Source organism: Pyxidicoccus caerfyrddinensis (assembly GCF_010894405.1).
GTDB lineage: Bacteria > Myxococcota > Myxococcia > Myxococcales > Myxococcaceae > Myxococcus > Myxococcus caerfyrddinensis.
The window spans coordinates 434,313-449,477 of sequence record NZ_JAAIYA010000005.1; the positions used below are offsets into that span (position 1 = coordinate 434,313).

General features: G+C 69.0%; 13 protein-coding genes. 7 read left to right on the forward strand and 6 right to left on the reverse strand.

Features of this window, described 5'->3' with window-relative positions; all coding sequences use genetic code 11:
• Positions 1 to 38: 38 nt before the first annotated feature.
• From G4D86_RS14560 to sitA5, 6 genes are all read right to left on the reverse strand, one after another.
• Complete coding sequence (locus G4D86_RS14560) at positions 39 to 785, reverse strand: SDR family oxidoreductase (RefSeq protein WP_163993860.1); 747 nt, start codon at positions 783 to 785, stop codon at positions 39 to 41.
• 195 nt (positions 786 to 980) lie between these two features.
• Positions 981 to 2,198: an aminotransferase-like domain-containing protein gene (locus G4D86_RS14565; protein ID WP_163993862.1), complete on the reverse strand. Its 1,218-nt coding sequence runs from the start codon at positions 2,196 to 2,198 to the stop codon at positions 981 to 983.
• Between the two features lie 3 nt (positions 2,199 to 2,201).
• Entirely contained in the window at positions 2,202 to 2,678 is a 477-nt protein-coding gene (locus G4D86_RS14570) for an Lrp/AsnC family transcriptional regulator (protein WP_163993864.1), read from the reverse strand.
• Between the two features lie 274 nt (positions 2,679 to 2,952).
• Positions 2,953 to 3,894, reverse strand: a complete 942-nt coding sequence (locus G4D86_RS14575) for a TraB/GumN family protein (protein WP_240360244.1) — start codon at positions 3,892 to 3,894, stop codon at positions 2,953 to 2,955.
• A 54-nt stretch (positions 3,895 to 3,948) separates the two neighbouring features.
• The gene (locus G4D86_RS14580; protein ID WP_240360245.1) at positions 3,949 to 4,551 is read right to left on the reverse strand and encodes a pentapeptide repeat-containing protein; all 603 of its coding nucleotides are present in this window, start codon (positions 4,549 to 4,551) and stop codon (positions 3,949 to 3,951) included.
• A gap of 22 nt (positions 4,552 to 4,573) precedes the next feature.
• Entirely contained in the window at positions 4,574 to 6,040 is a 1,467-nt protein-coding gene (sitA5, locus tag G4D86_RS14585; RefSeq protein WP_163993867.1) for a SitA5 family polymorphic toxin, read from the reverse strand.
• A 151-nt stretch (positions 6,041 to 6,191) separates the two neighbouring features.
• Between sitA5 and G4D86_RS14590 the strand changes: the two genes are divergently transcribed.
• The 7 genes from G4D86_RS14590 (at position 6,192) to G4D86_RS14620 (ending at position 15,165) form a co-directional block, all read left to right on the forward strand.
• Positions 6,192 to 6,833 (forward strand): hypothetical protein, encoded by a 642-nt coding sequence (locus G4D86_RS14590; protein ID WP_163993870.1) that lies wholly within the window; start codon positions 6,192 to 6,194, stop codon positions 6,831 to 6,833.
• A 167-nt stretch (positions 6,834 to 7,000) separates the two neighbouring features.
• Entirely contained in the window at positions 7,001 to 9,118 is a 2,118-nt protein-coding gene (locus G4D86_RS14595; protein ID WP_163993872.1) for a protein kinase domain-containing protein, read from the forward strand.
• Between the two features lie 129 nt (positions 9,119 to 9,247).
• Complete coding sequence (locus G4D86_RS14600) at positions 9,248 to 9,964, forward strand: TetR/AcrR family transcriptional regulator (protein ID WP_163993874.1); 717 nt, start codon at positions 9,248 to 9,250, stop codon at positions 9,962 to 9,964.
• 12 nt (positions 9,965 to 9,976) lie between these two features.
• Complete coding sequence (locus tag G4D86_RS14605; RefSeq protein WP_163993876.1) at positions 9,977 to 10,972, forward strand: 3-oxoacyl-ACP synthase III family protein; 996 nt, start codon at positions 9,977 to 9,979, stop codon at positions 10,970 to 10,972.
• Positions 10,973 to 10,998: 26 nt separating this feature from the next.
• On the forward strand, positions 10,999 to 12,552 hold the full coding sequence (locus G4D86_RS14610; RefSeq protein ID WP_163993878.1) for an acyl-CoA synthetase: 1,554 nt from the start codon (positions 10,999 to 11,001) through the stop codon (positions 12,550 to 12,552).
• A 93-nt stretch (positions 12,553 to 12,645) separates the two neighbouring features.
• On the forward strand, positions 12,646 to 13,269 hold the full coding sequence (locus G4D86_RS14615) for a hypothetical protein (protein WP_163993880.1): 624 nt from the start codon (positions 12,646 to 12,648) through the stop codon (positions 13,267 to 13,269).
• Between the two features lie 237 nt (positions 13,270 to 13,506).
• Positions 13,507 to 15,165: a hypothetical protein gene (locus G4D86_RS14620; protein WP_163993882.1), complete on the forward strand. Its 1,659-nt coding sequence runs from the start codon at positions 13,507 to 13,509 to the stop codon at positions 15,163 to 15,165.

Here is a 15,165-nt window from a genome sequence, read left to right on the forward strand (position 1 = left end):
GCCCGCCCGTCGAGCGGGCCCCGCGAGGGGACGGCGCGTTAGAAGTTGAGGCCGCCGTCCACGTCGATGGTGCGGCCGTTGAAGTAGTCGCACTCGATGATGAACTTCACGGCCAGCCAGATGTCCTCGGGCAGGCCGATGCGGCCCACGGGGATGTTGGACACCAGGGCGTCACGGGCCTTCTGATTCATTCCCTGCGTCATCGGCGTCTCAATCATGCCCGGGGCCACGGAGCCCACGCGGATGCCGAAGGGCGCGAACTCGCGCGACCAGGTGACGGTGTTGGCGGCCAGCGCGGCCTTCGCGGACACGTAGTTGGACTGGCCGCGGTTGCCGTGCCGGGCGATGGACGACATGTTGACGACGACGCCGCCCTTGGTGTCCGTCTCCGCCATCTTCGTCACCACCTCGCGCACCATCAGGGTGGCGCCGGTGAGGTTGACGCCGATGACGGCATTCCAGTCCGCGGTGGACAGCTTCTTCACCTGGCCCGTGGTCCGGTCCTTCTTCACCAGCAGTGCGTCGCGGAGGATGCCCGCGTTGTTGATGAGGCCGTTGAGGCCGCCCATGGCCCCGTGCGCCCAGGCGACGAAGGAGACGATGTCGTCCTCGGAGGACACGTCCAGCTTGCGGCGGTGGATGCCGGCGGGCAGCGCGGCGAGCCGCTCCTCGTTGACGTCACCCACCGCCACCTGGGCGCCGGCCTCCTGGAGCCGCTGCGCGAAGTGCGCACCCATGCCCTGGGCGCCGCCCGTGACGATGATCTTGAGGTCCTTGAGCTGCATGTGTCTCTCTCCGGAGTAGGGCGGCGCGAAGCCCCGGGGGAGCCAGCGCCACCTGGAAAAGTGGGCGCAGGCTACGCAACCCCGGCCGCGCTGGCCAGCGGCGAGAGAATTGAAAACTGAATCAGCCTTCAACTTCACTGAATGCAAAAGCGCCGCGCCACCTTGGAAGGCGGCGCGGCGCGGTGCTCTTTCGGCCTACATCGCCGCGGAAATCACGGCGCCCAGCCGGCGCATGCCCTCGGTAATCAGGTCGGGCGGACGGTTGGAGTAGTTGAGGCGCATGAACTCCGGGCGCGGGTTGGTGGCGAAGAAGGGGCTGCCGGGCACGAAGGCCACCTTCTGCTCAATGGCCTTGGGCAGCAGCGCGTCGCCGCTCAGGCCCGCGGGCAATTCCACCCACAGGAACATGCCGCCCTCGGGCGTCGTCCACTTCGTGCCGGCGGGCATGTGGAGCTTGAGCGCGTCCAGCATGGCGTTGGCGCGCTGGCCGTACACGGGGCGCAGCGCGTCCAGGTGGGCGTTGTAGTCGAAGCGGGTGAGCAGCTTCGCCACCGCGCGCTGGGCCAGCGTGGCGGTGTGCAGGTCCGTGGCCTGCTTGGCGATGGTGAGGCTGCGCACGAAGTCCTTCGGGCCCACCACCCAGGCGAGGCGCATGCCCGGGGCGAGCGTCTTGGAGAAGGTGCCCAGCGACACCACCACGCCTTCGTCATCGAACGCGGCCATGGACGGCAGGTGCTCGCCGGTGAAGCGCAGCTCGCCGTACGGGTCGTCCTCGAGGATGAGGAAGCGGTACTTCTGCGCCAGCCGCACCAGCTCGCGCCGGCGCTCCAGCGAGAGGGTGGTGCCCTTGGGGTTCTGGAAGTTGGCGACCACGTACACCAGCTTGGGCCGGTGCGTGGCCAGCATGCGCTCCAGGTCATCGGTGCGCATGCCCTGGTCGTCGCTGCCCACGGTGGCGAACCGCGCCTCGTAGGAGCCGAACGTCTGCAGGGCCGCCAGGTAGCTGGGGCTCTCCACGATGACGAGGTCACCCGGGTCCAACAGCACCTTCGCCACCAGGTCGATGCCCTGCTGCGAGCCGCTGGTGATGAGCACCTGGTCGGTGGTGGCCACGCGGCCGCGCTTCTGGAGGTGGCCGCAAATCCACTCGCGCAGGGGGCCGAAGCCCTCGGTGGTGCTGTACTGGAGCGCGGCGCGCCCCTCGGTGGCGAACACCTCGGCGTGCGCCTCGGCGATGGCCTCCAGCGGGAAGAGCTCCGGGGCCGGCAGGCCTCCCGCGAAGGAGAGGATGTCGGGCCGCTCGGCGATCTTCAGGATTTCGCGCACCGCGGACGTCTTCGTCCGGGCCATCCGCTGGGCCAGTCTCCAGACCGGCGGCGGGGGAAGGGGTGCGCTCATGGCGTCGGCGCTCATCTCTCACTCTCCTTTCAGAAGCTCGGGTGGGACACGCACGTGCGTGTCCTCCTTGATGGAAGACAGGACGATGGTGGTCTGCGTACGGGTGACGCCGGCGATGGTGCGCAGCGTCTCCACGAGGAGCGAGTCGAGCGTCTTCGTGTTGGCCGTCTTGACCTTGAGGATGTACGAGTCCTGGCCGGCCACGCGGTGGCACTCCAGGATGTCGGGCAGCGAGAGCACCTTCTTCGCGAACCCCTCGAAGTACTTGGGGTGCTCGATGCTCACGCCGATGAAGGCGGTGATGTCCTTGCCGAGCCTCGATGCGTCCACCCGCGCCGTGTAGCCGGTGATGACGCCGCGCTCCTCTAGCTTCCGGATGCGCTCGGCTACCGCCGGCTGCGACAGCCCCACGGAGCGCGACAGCTCCAGTTGCGTGGCGCGGCCGTCGCGCTGCAGCAGGTCGACGATGCGGATGTCGAGCTCGTCCAGGGGCATGGTTCGGATGGACCTTATTTTTATAGGCCGTTCGAGGTTTCGGCAGTTAATTTAAATTTGATGTTCCAAGGATGCAACTGGAGGTTTTCGCCTCTGTTGCGGACCCTTCAGGACGGATTGCACGGACGGTGCCGTCGCTGGGGGACGGCCCGTGCGGGCTTTCCAGAGAGAAGTGGGAAGGAAATGCGCCACCGCGGGCAGGAGGCCTACCCTGCGGGGCGAAGTCGCCGCCGCGCGGTGTGCGCGAGTGGACAGCGGGCGAGGAGGCGGGGCGCTACTCGGCGGCGGCGGTGCGGTCCAGCTGGCGGACCGTGTGGCCCTGCTGCTGGAGGAGGGCGACGAGGCCCTTGGGGCCCACGACGTGGCCGGCGCCCACGACGACGAAGTGGGTGCGGGGCTGGGCGAGGAGGGCGTCCACGCCGGAGGCCATCTGCACGTTGCGCTCGAAGAAGATGCGCTCGTAGACGGGGCGGTAGGTGGGCTCGTTGGCGCCGTCGAGCAGCAGCGAGGCCATGCCGTCCGCGTCCCCGGCCTTCCATGCGGAGACGAGCTGGTCCAGCACGGTGCCGGCCGCGGTGGTGCGGCGGAGCTGGTCTCTGAGCATGAGGTCCTGGAGGTCGTCCGGGGTGCCGGCGAGCATGCGCAGCTGGCCCTCGGCGGTCTCCAGTTCGAGGACGCTCTTGCCGGCGTCATGGGCGCGGGTGAGGAAGGCGCGGTCGATGCCCTCGCCCTGCTTGTAGCCGGCCTGCTGCAGCTCGGTGACGCTGAGGACCATGCCCACGAGCCAGGGGCGCAGGGGCTCCAGGTTGGAGACGGGCAGGCCCATGCGCTGGGCGGCGCGGCCGAGCAGCGTCATGGTGATGGGGTCCAGCCGCTGGGACAGGCGCTGGCCATCGGGAAGCCGGCCGAGCTCCCGCACGAGCTTCTGCATGGCGGCGGGGTCCACCTTGTTCACGTCGACCTCGACGACGAGGGCATCGGACTTCGCGAAGGCGGCCTCCATGGACGGGGGGAGGGCGAGCTCGCCCGTCTTGCCCATGTGGATGGAGCCGACGAGGTAGACGGTGCCGCCGCGCGCGTGGCCGTCCTTCACCTCCCAGAGGAAGGCGTGTCCGGTGTCGACGGGGACATACGGCTTCGGCGGGGGCGTGGAGGCACAGCCCACACCGAGCAGCGCGGTGAGGAGCAGGGAGGACAGCAGGGACAGGCGCTTCATGGGGCGCATCGAATCACCGGCGCGCGTGCGGAGTCGAGGTCCCTGAAGTGCGTGTCAGAGAATCACGCCGGGGAGGGTGTCGAGGACGGCGCGGATGGCTTCCGGGGTGGTGTCGTTGCGCTTCGCCACGGCGGGGGCGAAGTACGTCACGGCGACGGTCTCCGGCGGGCCTTCCGTGAACGAATCCACGGTGATGTGCATGCTGCCGGGCCACTGGTGGGCGAGCAGTTCGTCCTTGCGGCCTGCCGGGGCAAGAATGCTGAAGCAGGGCCAGGAAGGGAGCTTCATGCGACTGAGGTCACAGCTGATGAAGCGGCATGCGTCCAGGCGCGCATCGGTGAAGTCGCAGTCCTCGATGCTGCCAAGCTCTGGCTGCTCGGCGTAGGGCCACCGGCCAAAGTCGTTGCTGGTGATCGTGCCCGTGAATCGACATCCCTTCAGGATGACGCCCTCCCAGCGGAAGTTCTTGAGCTCCTTCTTGACGTCTACGGTGCAATCGATGAGCTGCGTCCTGGTAATCACCAATGCCCGTGTTGGGACCTTGATGATGAGATGGCATCGCCTCAACGTCAGGTGGTGACCCAGGTAGTAGAGATGCTCCTTGCTGGTCAGCTCCAGGCGCTCGTCTTCGATGGTTGTGTCGCTGAATTGAATCACGAGGTTCCTGCGCTCGATGGCCTTAGAAGGTAATCATCCGGAAGAGGATGCTGGCCAACCGTTTGCCGTGCAAGGCGACGTTCGATGCTGTTCCCGAGAGGACCTCGTATTGGCAGCCCGTTCTTGGATCGACTGCATCAACTCCGGTCTTGCTCCAGCGGAGGTGCGAGAACTCCGGCACGAGTTGCCGTTCCACGAAGCGACCCCGTGCCTCACGTTCGAGCAGGCGCGCAAGCCAGTACTCTCCCTGAGCCGTAGCCTTTCGGATGGCTTCTCGCTCTCCCGGCGAGAGTTGGTGAGGACCCCATTGCTGAGCCACGCGGGTCGCGGCCGCTTGAAGTTGGTCTCCCACGGGGTCCGCCGTCGGGATGTCCTTCACCGGCTTGTTGGCAGGCACGTGCCAGCGCTGACCGTTGGAGAGCACCTGCCGGTTGCCGCCCTGGTGCCGGATGATGGTGGTGACCGCAGCCTCTGACTCCGTGGTCGCCACACCCGCCCGGCTCCCAGGGCTCTTCATCAGGATGGAGAACGTGCCTTCGGACGAGGCGGCCACCGACTCCACCTCGGCTATCGTCGCGAGTCGGAGTCCTCCCTGTGCCTCGGCCTGCACCGCTGCCTGCGTGAAGCCGGGCAGCTTCGGCATCAACTTCGCCAGCTTCGGCACCGCGCCACCGAGGGCCGCCGTGGCCACCATCACCAGCACGCGCGCGGTGTTCTCGCCCATCACCCGGCCGAACTTCTCTCCGGCCTCGCTCAACTCGTCGAAGGTGGTGGCCCGGTCGGCGTCCTCCACCAGCCGCACCCAGCCGCGCATGAGACTCCACACCGTGTCCACGCCCAGCCAGCCCAGCAGCAGCACCGTCATCCCCGCCGCGATGGTTTTGGAGAGCGGCTCGGGCAGTGCCCACAGCAGCAGGTAGACGACGGCCGCCCACACCAGCATGGACAGCACGGCGGAGGGCTGCACCATGCCCTTGAGCGCCTGCGTCGTCTCCGCCAGCACCGAGCCCAGCGAAATCGCCAGGGCGAGTGCATACCTGTCGTCACCGCGCACGGTGGGCCCATCCACCAGCAGGCGCAGGCAATCACCGCCGCCTTGCGTGCGCTGGCACCAGCGCAGGTACTCGCGCGTCAGCTCTGCTTCGGCCCGCGACGCGGCGGCGCTCACGTCCACGGGGGCCAGTCGGATGACACGTTCGCCCCGTGCCTGGGCCTCACGCGTCTCCGCGAACAACCGCCGTGCCTCCGCCTGAGGCTGCGCCACGGGACGTGCCTCGCGGGCCAGCCTCGCGACCGCCTCCGTGAAGTCGTCCTCGTCCACCTCCACCGGTTCCCCAGGCACCGTGCGCGGTGAGAAGACGCGCACCTCATACCGTGCGGCACCGGCTCCCACCTCGCCGTCATCCTCCGAGGCTCGGGTGACGCGAGGCACACCACTGCAAGCGGTCAGCAGCATCAGCAGGACCGCGCCAGCCTGACGGAGCGTCATGGGGGAACCCTCGGACTCAAGGAGGGTTCCACGTTATGCGGGGATGCTGCGCTGGTGCATGGAACGCGCGTCCCGTCTCACCGCCGATCACCCACCGACAACCTCACCGTGACGCTGGCGCGCCGGGCTCCACTGCACCCAGCATGGCGCCATGGAGGAACACTTCCTGCTGCTCCCCGAGGCCCTCCCGTCCTCGTCCGTCGCGGCCCTGCAGGGCCCCGCGCTCGCGGAGCTGCGGCACGAGCTGGAGCGCGCGGGAAGGCTCTCCGTCCACGAGGTGCGCGGTCTGCGCCTGGCCGAGGAACGCCGCAAGTCCGGAGGTTGTGTCCTCTGGGCCTTCCCCAGCCTCGCGGATGCCCTCGTCTGCTGTCAGGACGGCCCCGTCGACCCACGCTTCCTCACCCAGGGCCCGCCGCCCATGCACATCGCCCGCGTGGTGGGCGAGCGGCTCCTGGCGGACACGCGCTTCATCCGCGCCGCGCCGGGCTCCGTCGCCACCGAGGTGCCTCGCCTGCTCCCCGTGCGGCAGCAGGCCTGGCTCCGGCACGCCGCCTACGCGCAGGAACAGTGGCTCCTCGCGCTCTCCGCGAAGGAGCTGGCCCAGGCTCCGCGCCTCACGCCCCAGCGCGCCCTGGAGTCCGTGCTCGACGTCACCCTGCGCGCGACGAAGGAGCGCACCGAACGCGAGCGCCTCAAGCGTCTGCCGAGGGTGCTCGACGCCTGGCGCCCGGACGCGCTCCAGTCCTTCGCGCCCCTGCGCGAGCACGCCGCCGCCACGTTCCTCACGCGCTGACCGGGTGTGTGAAGACCTGGACCCTGGCTCCTGTCCGGAGGCTCACACGATCCGGAGTAACGGAGCAGGTCTCCTACAGGTGCCCCGTTCAGAGGACCTGGGCGAGCGGCTATGCTCCAGTCCTCCTCGCGGCCTTCGAAGCGACAGGGCCGGTGTGGTGACTCCTGGTGCCCAACTTCCGCCACCTGCCCGACGAGAGAATCCTCGAGCTGCACGACGTCGCGCTCAACTGCGACCTGGTGGGGCAGGGCACCCAGCTGGCGCTCCTGGAAGGAATCGACCCCGCGTGTGTCGCCCCGATTCCGGTGGGCGGGCCTCCGGCGGCCACGCTGATGGCGACGCTCTTCCGCTTCAACGGCATCGAGCGGCTCGCGGATGGTTCGGTTCCCCTGGTGCAGTGGCTGAGGCGCGCCTGGCAGCTCAGCCGCGCGCTGCAGGTGGCCGACCACTTCCAGCGCTGCATCCAGGAACTCTCCAGCGGACCCTCGCGTCCCGTCCAGGCAGGCACGCCACCCCGGGATGCCCGGCTGAGCGAGGAACTCCGCCACCTCCACGAGCAGCGGGCGGCGGCCCTGGCGCGAGGAGAGGACGCGGGCGCCCTGCTCGAAGCCATCCGCCACCTCAAGCGCCGCGCGGCGACGGGCGTGGAGCTCCAGCCAGGAGACCTCCTGGGAGATGGGCGCTGCTACCAGCTCCTGGAGCAGCTCGGGGCGGGCGGGTTCGGCACAGTCTGGAAGGCCTGGGACTACGGCCGCGAGTGCTACGTGGCCATCAAGGTCCTGCACGGGCACCTCGTGCGCGACCCGTCCCGCGTGGACCGCTTCTTCCGCGGCGCGGAGAAGATGTCGCAGCTCGAGCACCCGAACATCGTGAAGGTGCTGCTCAAGAAGGGGGAGGAGCAGCGGGACGACGGAACCCGTTACCTCTACTACGTGATGGAGTTGCTGAAGGGCGGCGACTTCAAGCAGCGCGCTCCCTCTGGAGAGCAGGCGGTGTTGAGCATCGCGCTGGCGGTCTGCGATGCGCTCGCCTTCGCGCACCGGCAGCAGTTGCTCCACCGTGACGTGTCGCCCGACAACATCCTCCTGGACGAGGCGGGCGTGGCGCACCTGTCGGACTTCGACCTGGTCCGCGCGGAGGACACCACGGCCGCGACGCGCGAGGGCCGCATGCTGGGCAAGTACGGCTTCGCCGCCCCCGAGGTGCTGGACGGCAGGGCCGAGCCGGACGCCCGCGCCGACGTGTACTCACTGGGGATGACCCTCCTCTTCACGCTCAACGGGGGCCACCTCCCGCCGTCCGGAGTCGCCCGCGCGCCGGTCATCCACGGGTTGAAGTGCTCGGCGCTGCTGAGGGAGGCCATCCTGGGCGCCACGTGGGATGCCGTGGAGAAGCGGCACCGGGACGTGGGCGCGTTCAGGACGGCGCTGGAGCGGGCCCGTGACGCCAGCGGGCCCGCGAGGCTCGCCGGCTGGGCGCGGCTGGGGGCCCGGCGGCATGGGCGCGCTTTCGGCCGGTACTCCTTCGCTGTCACGCTCACGGCCGTCGTCCTCGTGCTGCTGCCCCTGGCCGCTCCCGTGCGAGACGGGCTCCTGCGGCTCGCGAGCGACTCCGCGCCCCAACCAGGGGAGGACCCGAGCAACCCGGACCCCGGCGCCTCCGGCTGGGACGCCCTTCCGCCCGGCATGAAGGACGTGCCCCAGGTGGCCGCCAGGCTGCTCGTCGGAGACGGGAAGTTCGCCACGGCCTTCTTCGTCACGGCCCAGGGCCACCTCGTGACGGCGAGCTACGTCTTCGATGAGAGCAGCCCGAAGGGCCGCCCGCAGATAGAGCTCCTGGATGGGAGGCGCTTCGACGTCCAGCGCATCGACGTGGACGAGAAGGTCGGACTGGCGCTCCTGAAGGCCGACCTCCAGCCCGAGCGCTTCGCATCCTGGGCGACTGCGGTGTTGGGGGAGCCCGTCCTCGTGGAAGCGCTCGAGATGCGTGAGCTGCGCAGGTACCCGGGGAGGGTGGAGCCAGCGCTGACGCGCTACGTGGGGCAGGTGCTCTCGGGCGAGAATGCCCGGAGCGGCAGGTTCCAGATCAAGGTCGAGAGGAATGACGGGACCCTCGCGGGAGGGCCTGTCCTCAATGCCTCCGGCGCCGTCGTGGGCCTGCTCCACACCGGCCTCAGCCCCACGGACGAGTCCCGGAGCACCAAGCTCTGCATCTCCGCCCGCACCATCCAGGCCTACGTGGACCGGGTCCTCAATGGGTCCAGTCAGACCGACTCTGGTCCCTGAGCCCCGCCCGTGCTCTCATCCATTCCACTGCCAGCGCTGACGCTCCGCGTTGCGCCATTCTCATGACGCGCGGAGCCAAGTTCCGCGCTTTGACAAGCCCATCAACCGGGTGCTACCGCTAGGTGAAACATGAATCGCCCTTCAACTTCTCCAGACCGCACCGGACCCGTGACGCCGAGAGGGCAACGGACGCGTGCGAAGCTGCTGAAGGCCGCTGAGTCGGTCTTCGGAGAGAAGGGTTATGAGCGTGCCTCCATCGCCGACATCACCCGCAAGGGCGGCGTGGCGCTGGGCACCTTCTACGTCTACTTCCCGGACAAGCAGTCCATCTTCGTCGAAGTGGTGGACGAGCTGGGCACGCGCCTGCGCCGCCTCATCGCCGAGTCCACCGCCGCCTGCACCGGCCGCGTCGACGTGGAGCGCGAGGGTCTGCGCACCTTCTTCCAGTTCGTCCGCCAGCACCCCAACCTCTACCGCGTGGTGCGCCAGGCCGAGTTCGTCGACGCCGCCTGCTACCGCCGCTACTACGACCGCTTCGCCAAGGGCTACGTCACCGGCCTCACCCGCGCCATGGAAGAGGGCGAGGTGCGCCGCATGGACCCGGAGGCGCTCGCCTACTGCCTGATGGGCATCGGCGACTTCCTCGGCATGCGCTGGGTGCTCTGGGAGGAGGACCCGGGCCTGGAGCGCGTGCTCGACACGGCCATGAGCCTCATCCAGCACGGCATCGACACCCGTGCTCCCGTCGCGCGCAACACCGTGAAGGCGGCCTCCGCCGCCTCGAAGAAACCGAAGAAGAACACCCTGCGCCCCACGCGCCGTCCCGCGCGCGGCGCCCGGAGCTGAAGAACACCCGCCATGCGATACGCCCAGATTCTGGCCACCGGCCGCTACGTCCCCGAGAAGGTCCTCACCAACGCCGACATCGAGAACATCCTCGGCGAGAAGGTGGACGAGTGGCTCCAGCAGAACGTGGGCATCAAGCAGCGCCACGTCATGGCGGACGACCAGGCGACCAGTGACCTCTGCGTCGCCGCCGCCCGCCAGGCGCTGGAGCGCTCCGGCACCAAGCCGGAGGAGCTGGACCTCATCATCATCGCCACCGACACGCCGGACTACCTCAGCCCCGCCACCGCCTCCGTGGTGCAGGCCAAGCTGGGCGCGCCCAACGCCGGCACGTACGACCTCAACTGCGCCTGCGCCGGGTGGGTGACGGCGCTGGACGTGGGCTCGAAGACGATTGCCGCGGATGACAGCTACCGCCGCATCCTCGTCGTCGGCGCGTACGGCATGACGCGCTATGTGAACTGGAAGGACAAGAAGACCTGCACCCTGTTCGCGGATGGCGCGGGCGCGGTGGTGCTGGGCGCGGGTGAAAAGCCCGGCTTCATGGGCGCGAAGCTGCTGGCCAACGGCGAGTACCACGACGCGCTCGGCATCTACACCGGCGGCACGCATCGCCCCGCCACCGCCGAGTCCCTCAAGCTCACCGACGGCAAGCCCGCGGTGCAGTTCGTCCGCAAGTTCCCCGCGACCTTCAACACCGAGCGCTGGCCCATGCTGCTGGACCAGCTCCTCAAGCGGCAGAACCAGACGCTGGACGACGTGAAGCTCTTCGTCTTCACCCAGCTCAACCTGCGGACCATCGAAGCCACCATGAAGGCGCTCAACCAGCCCATGGAGAAGGCCCACTACACCATGGACAAGTGGGGCTACACGGGCTCGGCCTGCATCCCGATGACGCTCGACGACGCGGTGGTGCAGGGCAAGGTGCGGCGGGGAGATTTGGTGGCCTTCTGTGCCAGCGGCGGCGGCCTCGCCATGGCCTCCGCCCTCTATCGCTGGACCGCCTGAACCGCATGTCAGGGGAGGGGACGCGCATGTTCATCGGAGACTGGATGGGCCGGGGCGCCCTGTACTGGCCCGAGCACGTGGCCGTGGTGGACACCGCGAAGGGTGACGCCGGCCGCTTCACCTACCGCGCCCTCAACGCGCGCGCCGAGGCCCTGGGCGCCTGGCTGCGCGACGTGGCCGGCGTGAAGCGCGGCGACCGCGTGGGGCTCGTGGCCCACAACGGCGTGGAGTACCTGGACGCGCTGTTCGCCTGCGGGAAGATTGGCGCCATCTTCGTCCCCTACAACTGGCGCCTGCACGCCGCCGAGCTGACCGACCTGGTCCGCTCCATCCGCCCACGCGTGCTCCTCTTCGGCGACGACTTCCGCGACGGTGTCGCCCAGGTGCGCGAGCGCGTCGGTGACTCCGTGCGCCTGGTGGCGCTGGAGCCGCAGGGGCTGCCCGGCGCGGACGCGTACTCGACGGCGCTGGCGCACGTGCCCGCTTCTCCGGTGACGAACGACGCGGTGGCGGAGGAGGACATCCTCTGCCTGCTCTTCACCGGCGGCACCACCGGCCGCTCCAAGGGCGCGCGCGTGAGCTACCGCATGGTGGCGTGGAACACGCTCAACACGCTGGTGCACGAGGTGCTCCCCGGCGACGTCACGGTGACGCACACGCCCATGTTCCACACGGGCGGACTGCTCGTGTACACGGTGCCGCTGCTCACCGTGGGCGGCACCGTCGTCATCATGCGCCGGTGGGACCCGGAGGCGCTGCTGGACCTCATCCCCCGCGAGAAGGTGACGCTCTTCTTCGCGGTGCCCACGCAGTACCAGCAGCTCCAGGAGTCGCCGCGCTTCAAGTCCACCAGCTTCTCCACCGTGCGCTTCATGACGAGCGGCGGCGCAGCGCTGCCGGTGCCCCTCATCCAGGCGTGGCAGGCGGTGCACCCGGTGCCCTTCAAGCAGGGCTTCGGCATGACGGAGTTCGGCCCCGGCCTCTTCAGCATGGGCCCCGAGTTCGCCGTGTCCAAGGCGGGCTCCATTGGCCGGCCCAACTACTTCATCGCCGCGAAGCTGGTGGACGATGACGGCCGCGAGGTGCCCGCGGGCGAGGTGGGCGAGCTGGTGCTCAAGGGCCCGTCCATGTGCTCGGGCTACTTCGAGGACGAGGCCGCCACGCGCGAGGCCATCGACGCGGACGGCTGGCTGCACACCGGCGACCTGGCGCGCCGCGACGCGGACGGCTTCTTCTTCATCGCTGGCCGCAAGAAGGACATGTTCATCTCCGGCGGAGAGAACGTGTACCCGCTGGAGCTGGAGTCCGCCCTCTACGAGCACCCCGCCGTGGGCCAGTGCGCGGTGGTGGGCGTGCCCGACGCGAAGTGGGGCGAGGTCGGCCGGGCCTTCGTGGTGCTGAAGCCGGGGGAGCAGGCCTCCTCCGACGCGCTGCTGGAGCACCTGCGCGGCCGGGTGGCGCGCTTCAAGGTGCCCAAGCGGGTGGACGTGGTGGAGCGCCTGCCGATTTCCGCGGCGGGGAAGATTCTCAAGCGCGAGCTGCGCGAGTCGGCCATCGCCGAGGACCGCGAAGCCCGCTGAATGCAGGTTTCGCGAGGGCCCCACGCTGGCGGCCCTCGCCCATCAACTGTCATGTCATCCCGGCGGTGCCGCCGGAGGAAGAGGAGCAACCCCATGAAGAAGCAGATTCTGTCGGCGGTGGTGCTGTGCGCGCTGGGCCTCGCGGGCTGTGGTGACGACCCCGTCGTCGTCGACCCGCCGGAAAAGCCGAAGCTGGACAGCCAGGCCAACATCCTCGCGTTCCTCGATGGCAAGTCGCTGCTGATGAGCGGGGCCAACATCCCCAGCCACCCGAACGGCTACAACGAGGACATCGACTACGGTGCCGCCACCCAGTGCTACAAGAGCGTCACCATGAGCGTGGCCGGTGGCAACTTCAAGGTCGACAGCATCCCCGGCACCATCGAGGGCTCGCCGGGCGTCGGTCAGCCGGGCGGCACCTGCAACCATGAGGTGGCGAAGAACCCGCTGTCCTTCACCTCCACCTCGCTCGTCATGGAGAACGTGACGGCGGACGGCAGCTGCTTCGACGTGACGTTCAACTTCCCGGGCGGCCTCGTGCAGGAGGGCCGCGGCGGCTTCTCCGCGGACCAGAAGCAGCTGAAGCTGGAGCTCTTCTTCAAGGGCCAGGCCACGGGCAGCAAGTGCGCGAACGGCGCGGTGGGCGCCGACGGCACGGTGACGCTGAACAAGGCTCCGTTCTCCGGCAAGGCGGTTCAGACCTACGTCATCCAGTAACGGCGGTGCTTCCGTCCCGGGAGGAGGGCGTGCTCCTCCCTCCTTCCGGAGACGGGCCGGGCGGGCGCCATGGGCGTCCCGCCCTGGTGGTGGTTGAAGCATGGAGCCTGGCCTCACCGCCCGTCGCCCCCTCATGGCGAGGTGTGAAGGGCCCCAGGGCACGCATCCGCAACATGAACGGTGTCATCTGAGCCCGGAAGGGCCCGGGAGTGCCCCTCGCTCGGGGCCGAGGTGGATATGACGGGAAGGTGGCTTGAAGCACGCGGGGCGATGAAGCGGGGCGCGGTGGCGCTCGCGCTGGGCCTCGCGGGACTGGCGCTGCCGGCGGCCGCGCAGAGCACGCCGGTCCCCGGCCTCTATTACGGCGAATGGCTCGAGGAGAAGGACCGCGACGAGGACGCGAAGCCTCGCGAATTCACCCTCATCAACTACTTCTTCACGCGCCTGTCGGTGACGAACGAGGTGGGTGACCCCGCCGGCCTTCGCGGCGTGGCGCTGGGCCCCATCGGCTCGCCCGTCGGCAGCGTGGTGAGCGTGGAGCCCGGGCGCGCGGCGTACTTCGTCGAGCAGCGCTGGATTCCCGTCATCGAGTACAGCCCCTACTTCGTCGACGGGCTGGCCTCGTTCCGCGCGCAGTTCGAGGTGGACTTCCTCTGGGGTCGCTCGGCCAACACCATTGGCCAGAACGAGGGCGGCGGCTTCAACGCCGACCAGGTGAACATCCAGACGAAGAACGTCAACGTCGCCATCTACCCGACGCGCATCCCCGCCCAGCTCACGCTGCTCATCGGCACGCAGCCCGTCTACGACACCCCCTTCGACCCGACGCGCACGCCGCTGTCGGACATCGTCCGCACCGGCTACAAGCTGTCGTTCCTCGGCAGCGACGCCACCGGCCTGTCCCTCTTCAGCAGCTACAAGGGCCAGGCGCGCCTGACGCTGCTGCCCCTGGGCAGCGCGCAGTCGGACCGCGCGGAGCAGAACGACCCGCGGCTGAAGTTCATCTGGCTGGCCATGGCGGACTACGTCTACCCGGTGCGCCCGAACACCAACGTCGGCGTGTCGTTCTGGTACCTCAACGACAACACCAAGGGCGATGCGTACGCGTACGAGGGCCTGGTGAAGAGCGGCCCGTCCTCCACCGGCCTCCCCGGCTTCGTGGGCACGGCGCGCTTCCCGATTGAGCGCCCCACCGGTGACGTGGTCTGGGTGGGCGCCCACTTCAACCACAACATCGACTTCCGCACGGGCCGGCTCGGCGCGTCCGGCTTCGTCATGTACAACGGCGGCAAGTACACGAGCGACGACCCGGAGACGTCCGTCCTGGACACGCTCAGCATCTCCGGCCTCTCCGCCAACGCGGAGCTGATGTACCAGTGGGGCCGCGGGCCCGCGGACGTGCTCACGCTGGAGGGCATGTTCACCACCGGCGACAGCAACACGCAGGATGACCACTACACGGGCGCCTTCACGCTCAACCAGTACGGCATCCCCGGCGCGGTGTGGTTCAACCACAAGATGCTCATCCTGTTCCCCTTCACCAGCACCGTGAACAACTACTCGGGCGCGGTGTCGGACATCTCCAACCAGGGCTTCGGCCTGCGCGCCGGCATGGCCACGGCGGCGTGGGACATCGTCCCCAACAAGCTCAACCTCAAGGTGGGCACGGGTATCGCCAACGCGGGCGCCACGCCACCGCGGTGGAACCCGGACGTGCGGCGCGGGCGCTTCATCGGCACCGAGGTGAACGCGGAGCTGCGCTACCACATCCGCTACCTCATGACGGCTGGCCTGCACGCCGGCTACCTCATCCGCGGCAGCTTCTACGACGGTGCTCCCACCGTGCGGAGCAACCCGTGGGCGGCCTTCACCACCTTCACCTGGTACGCGTTCTGA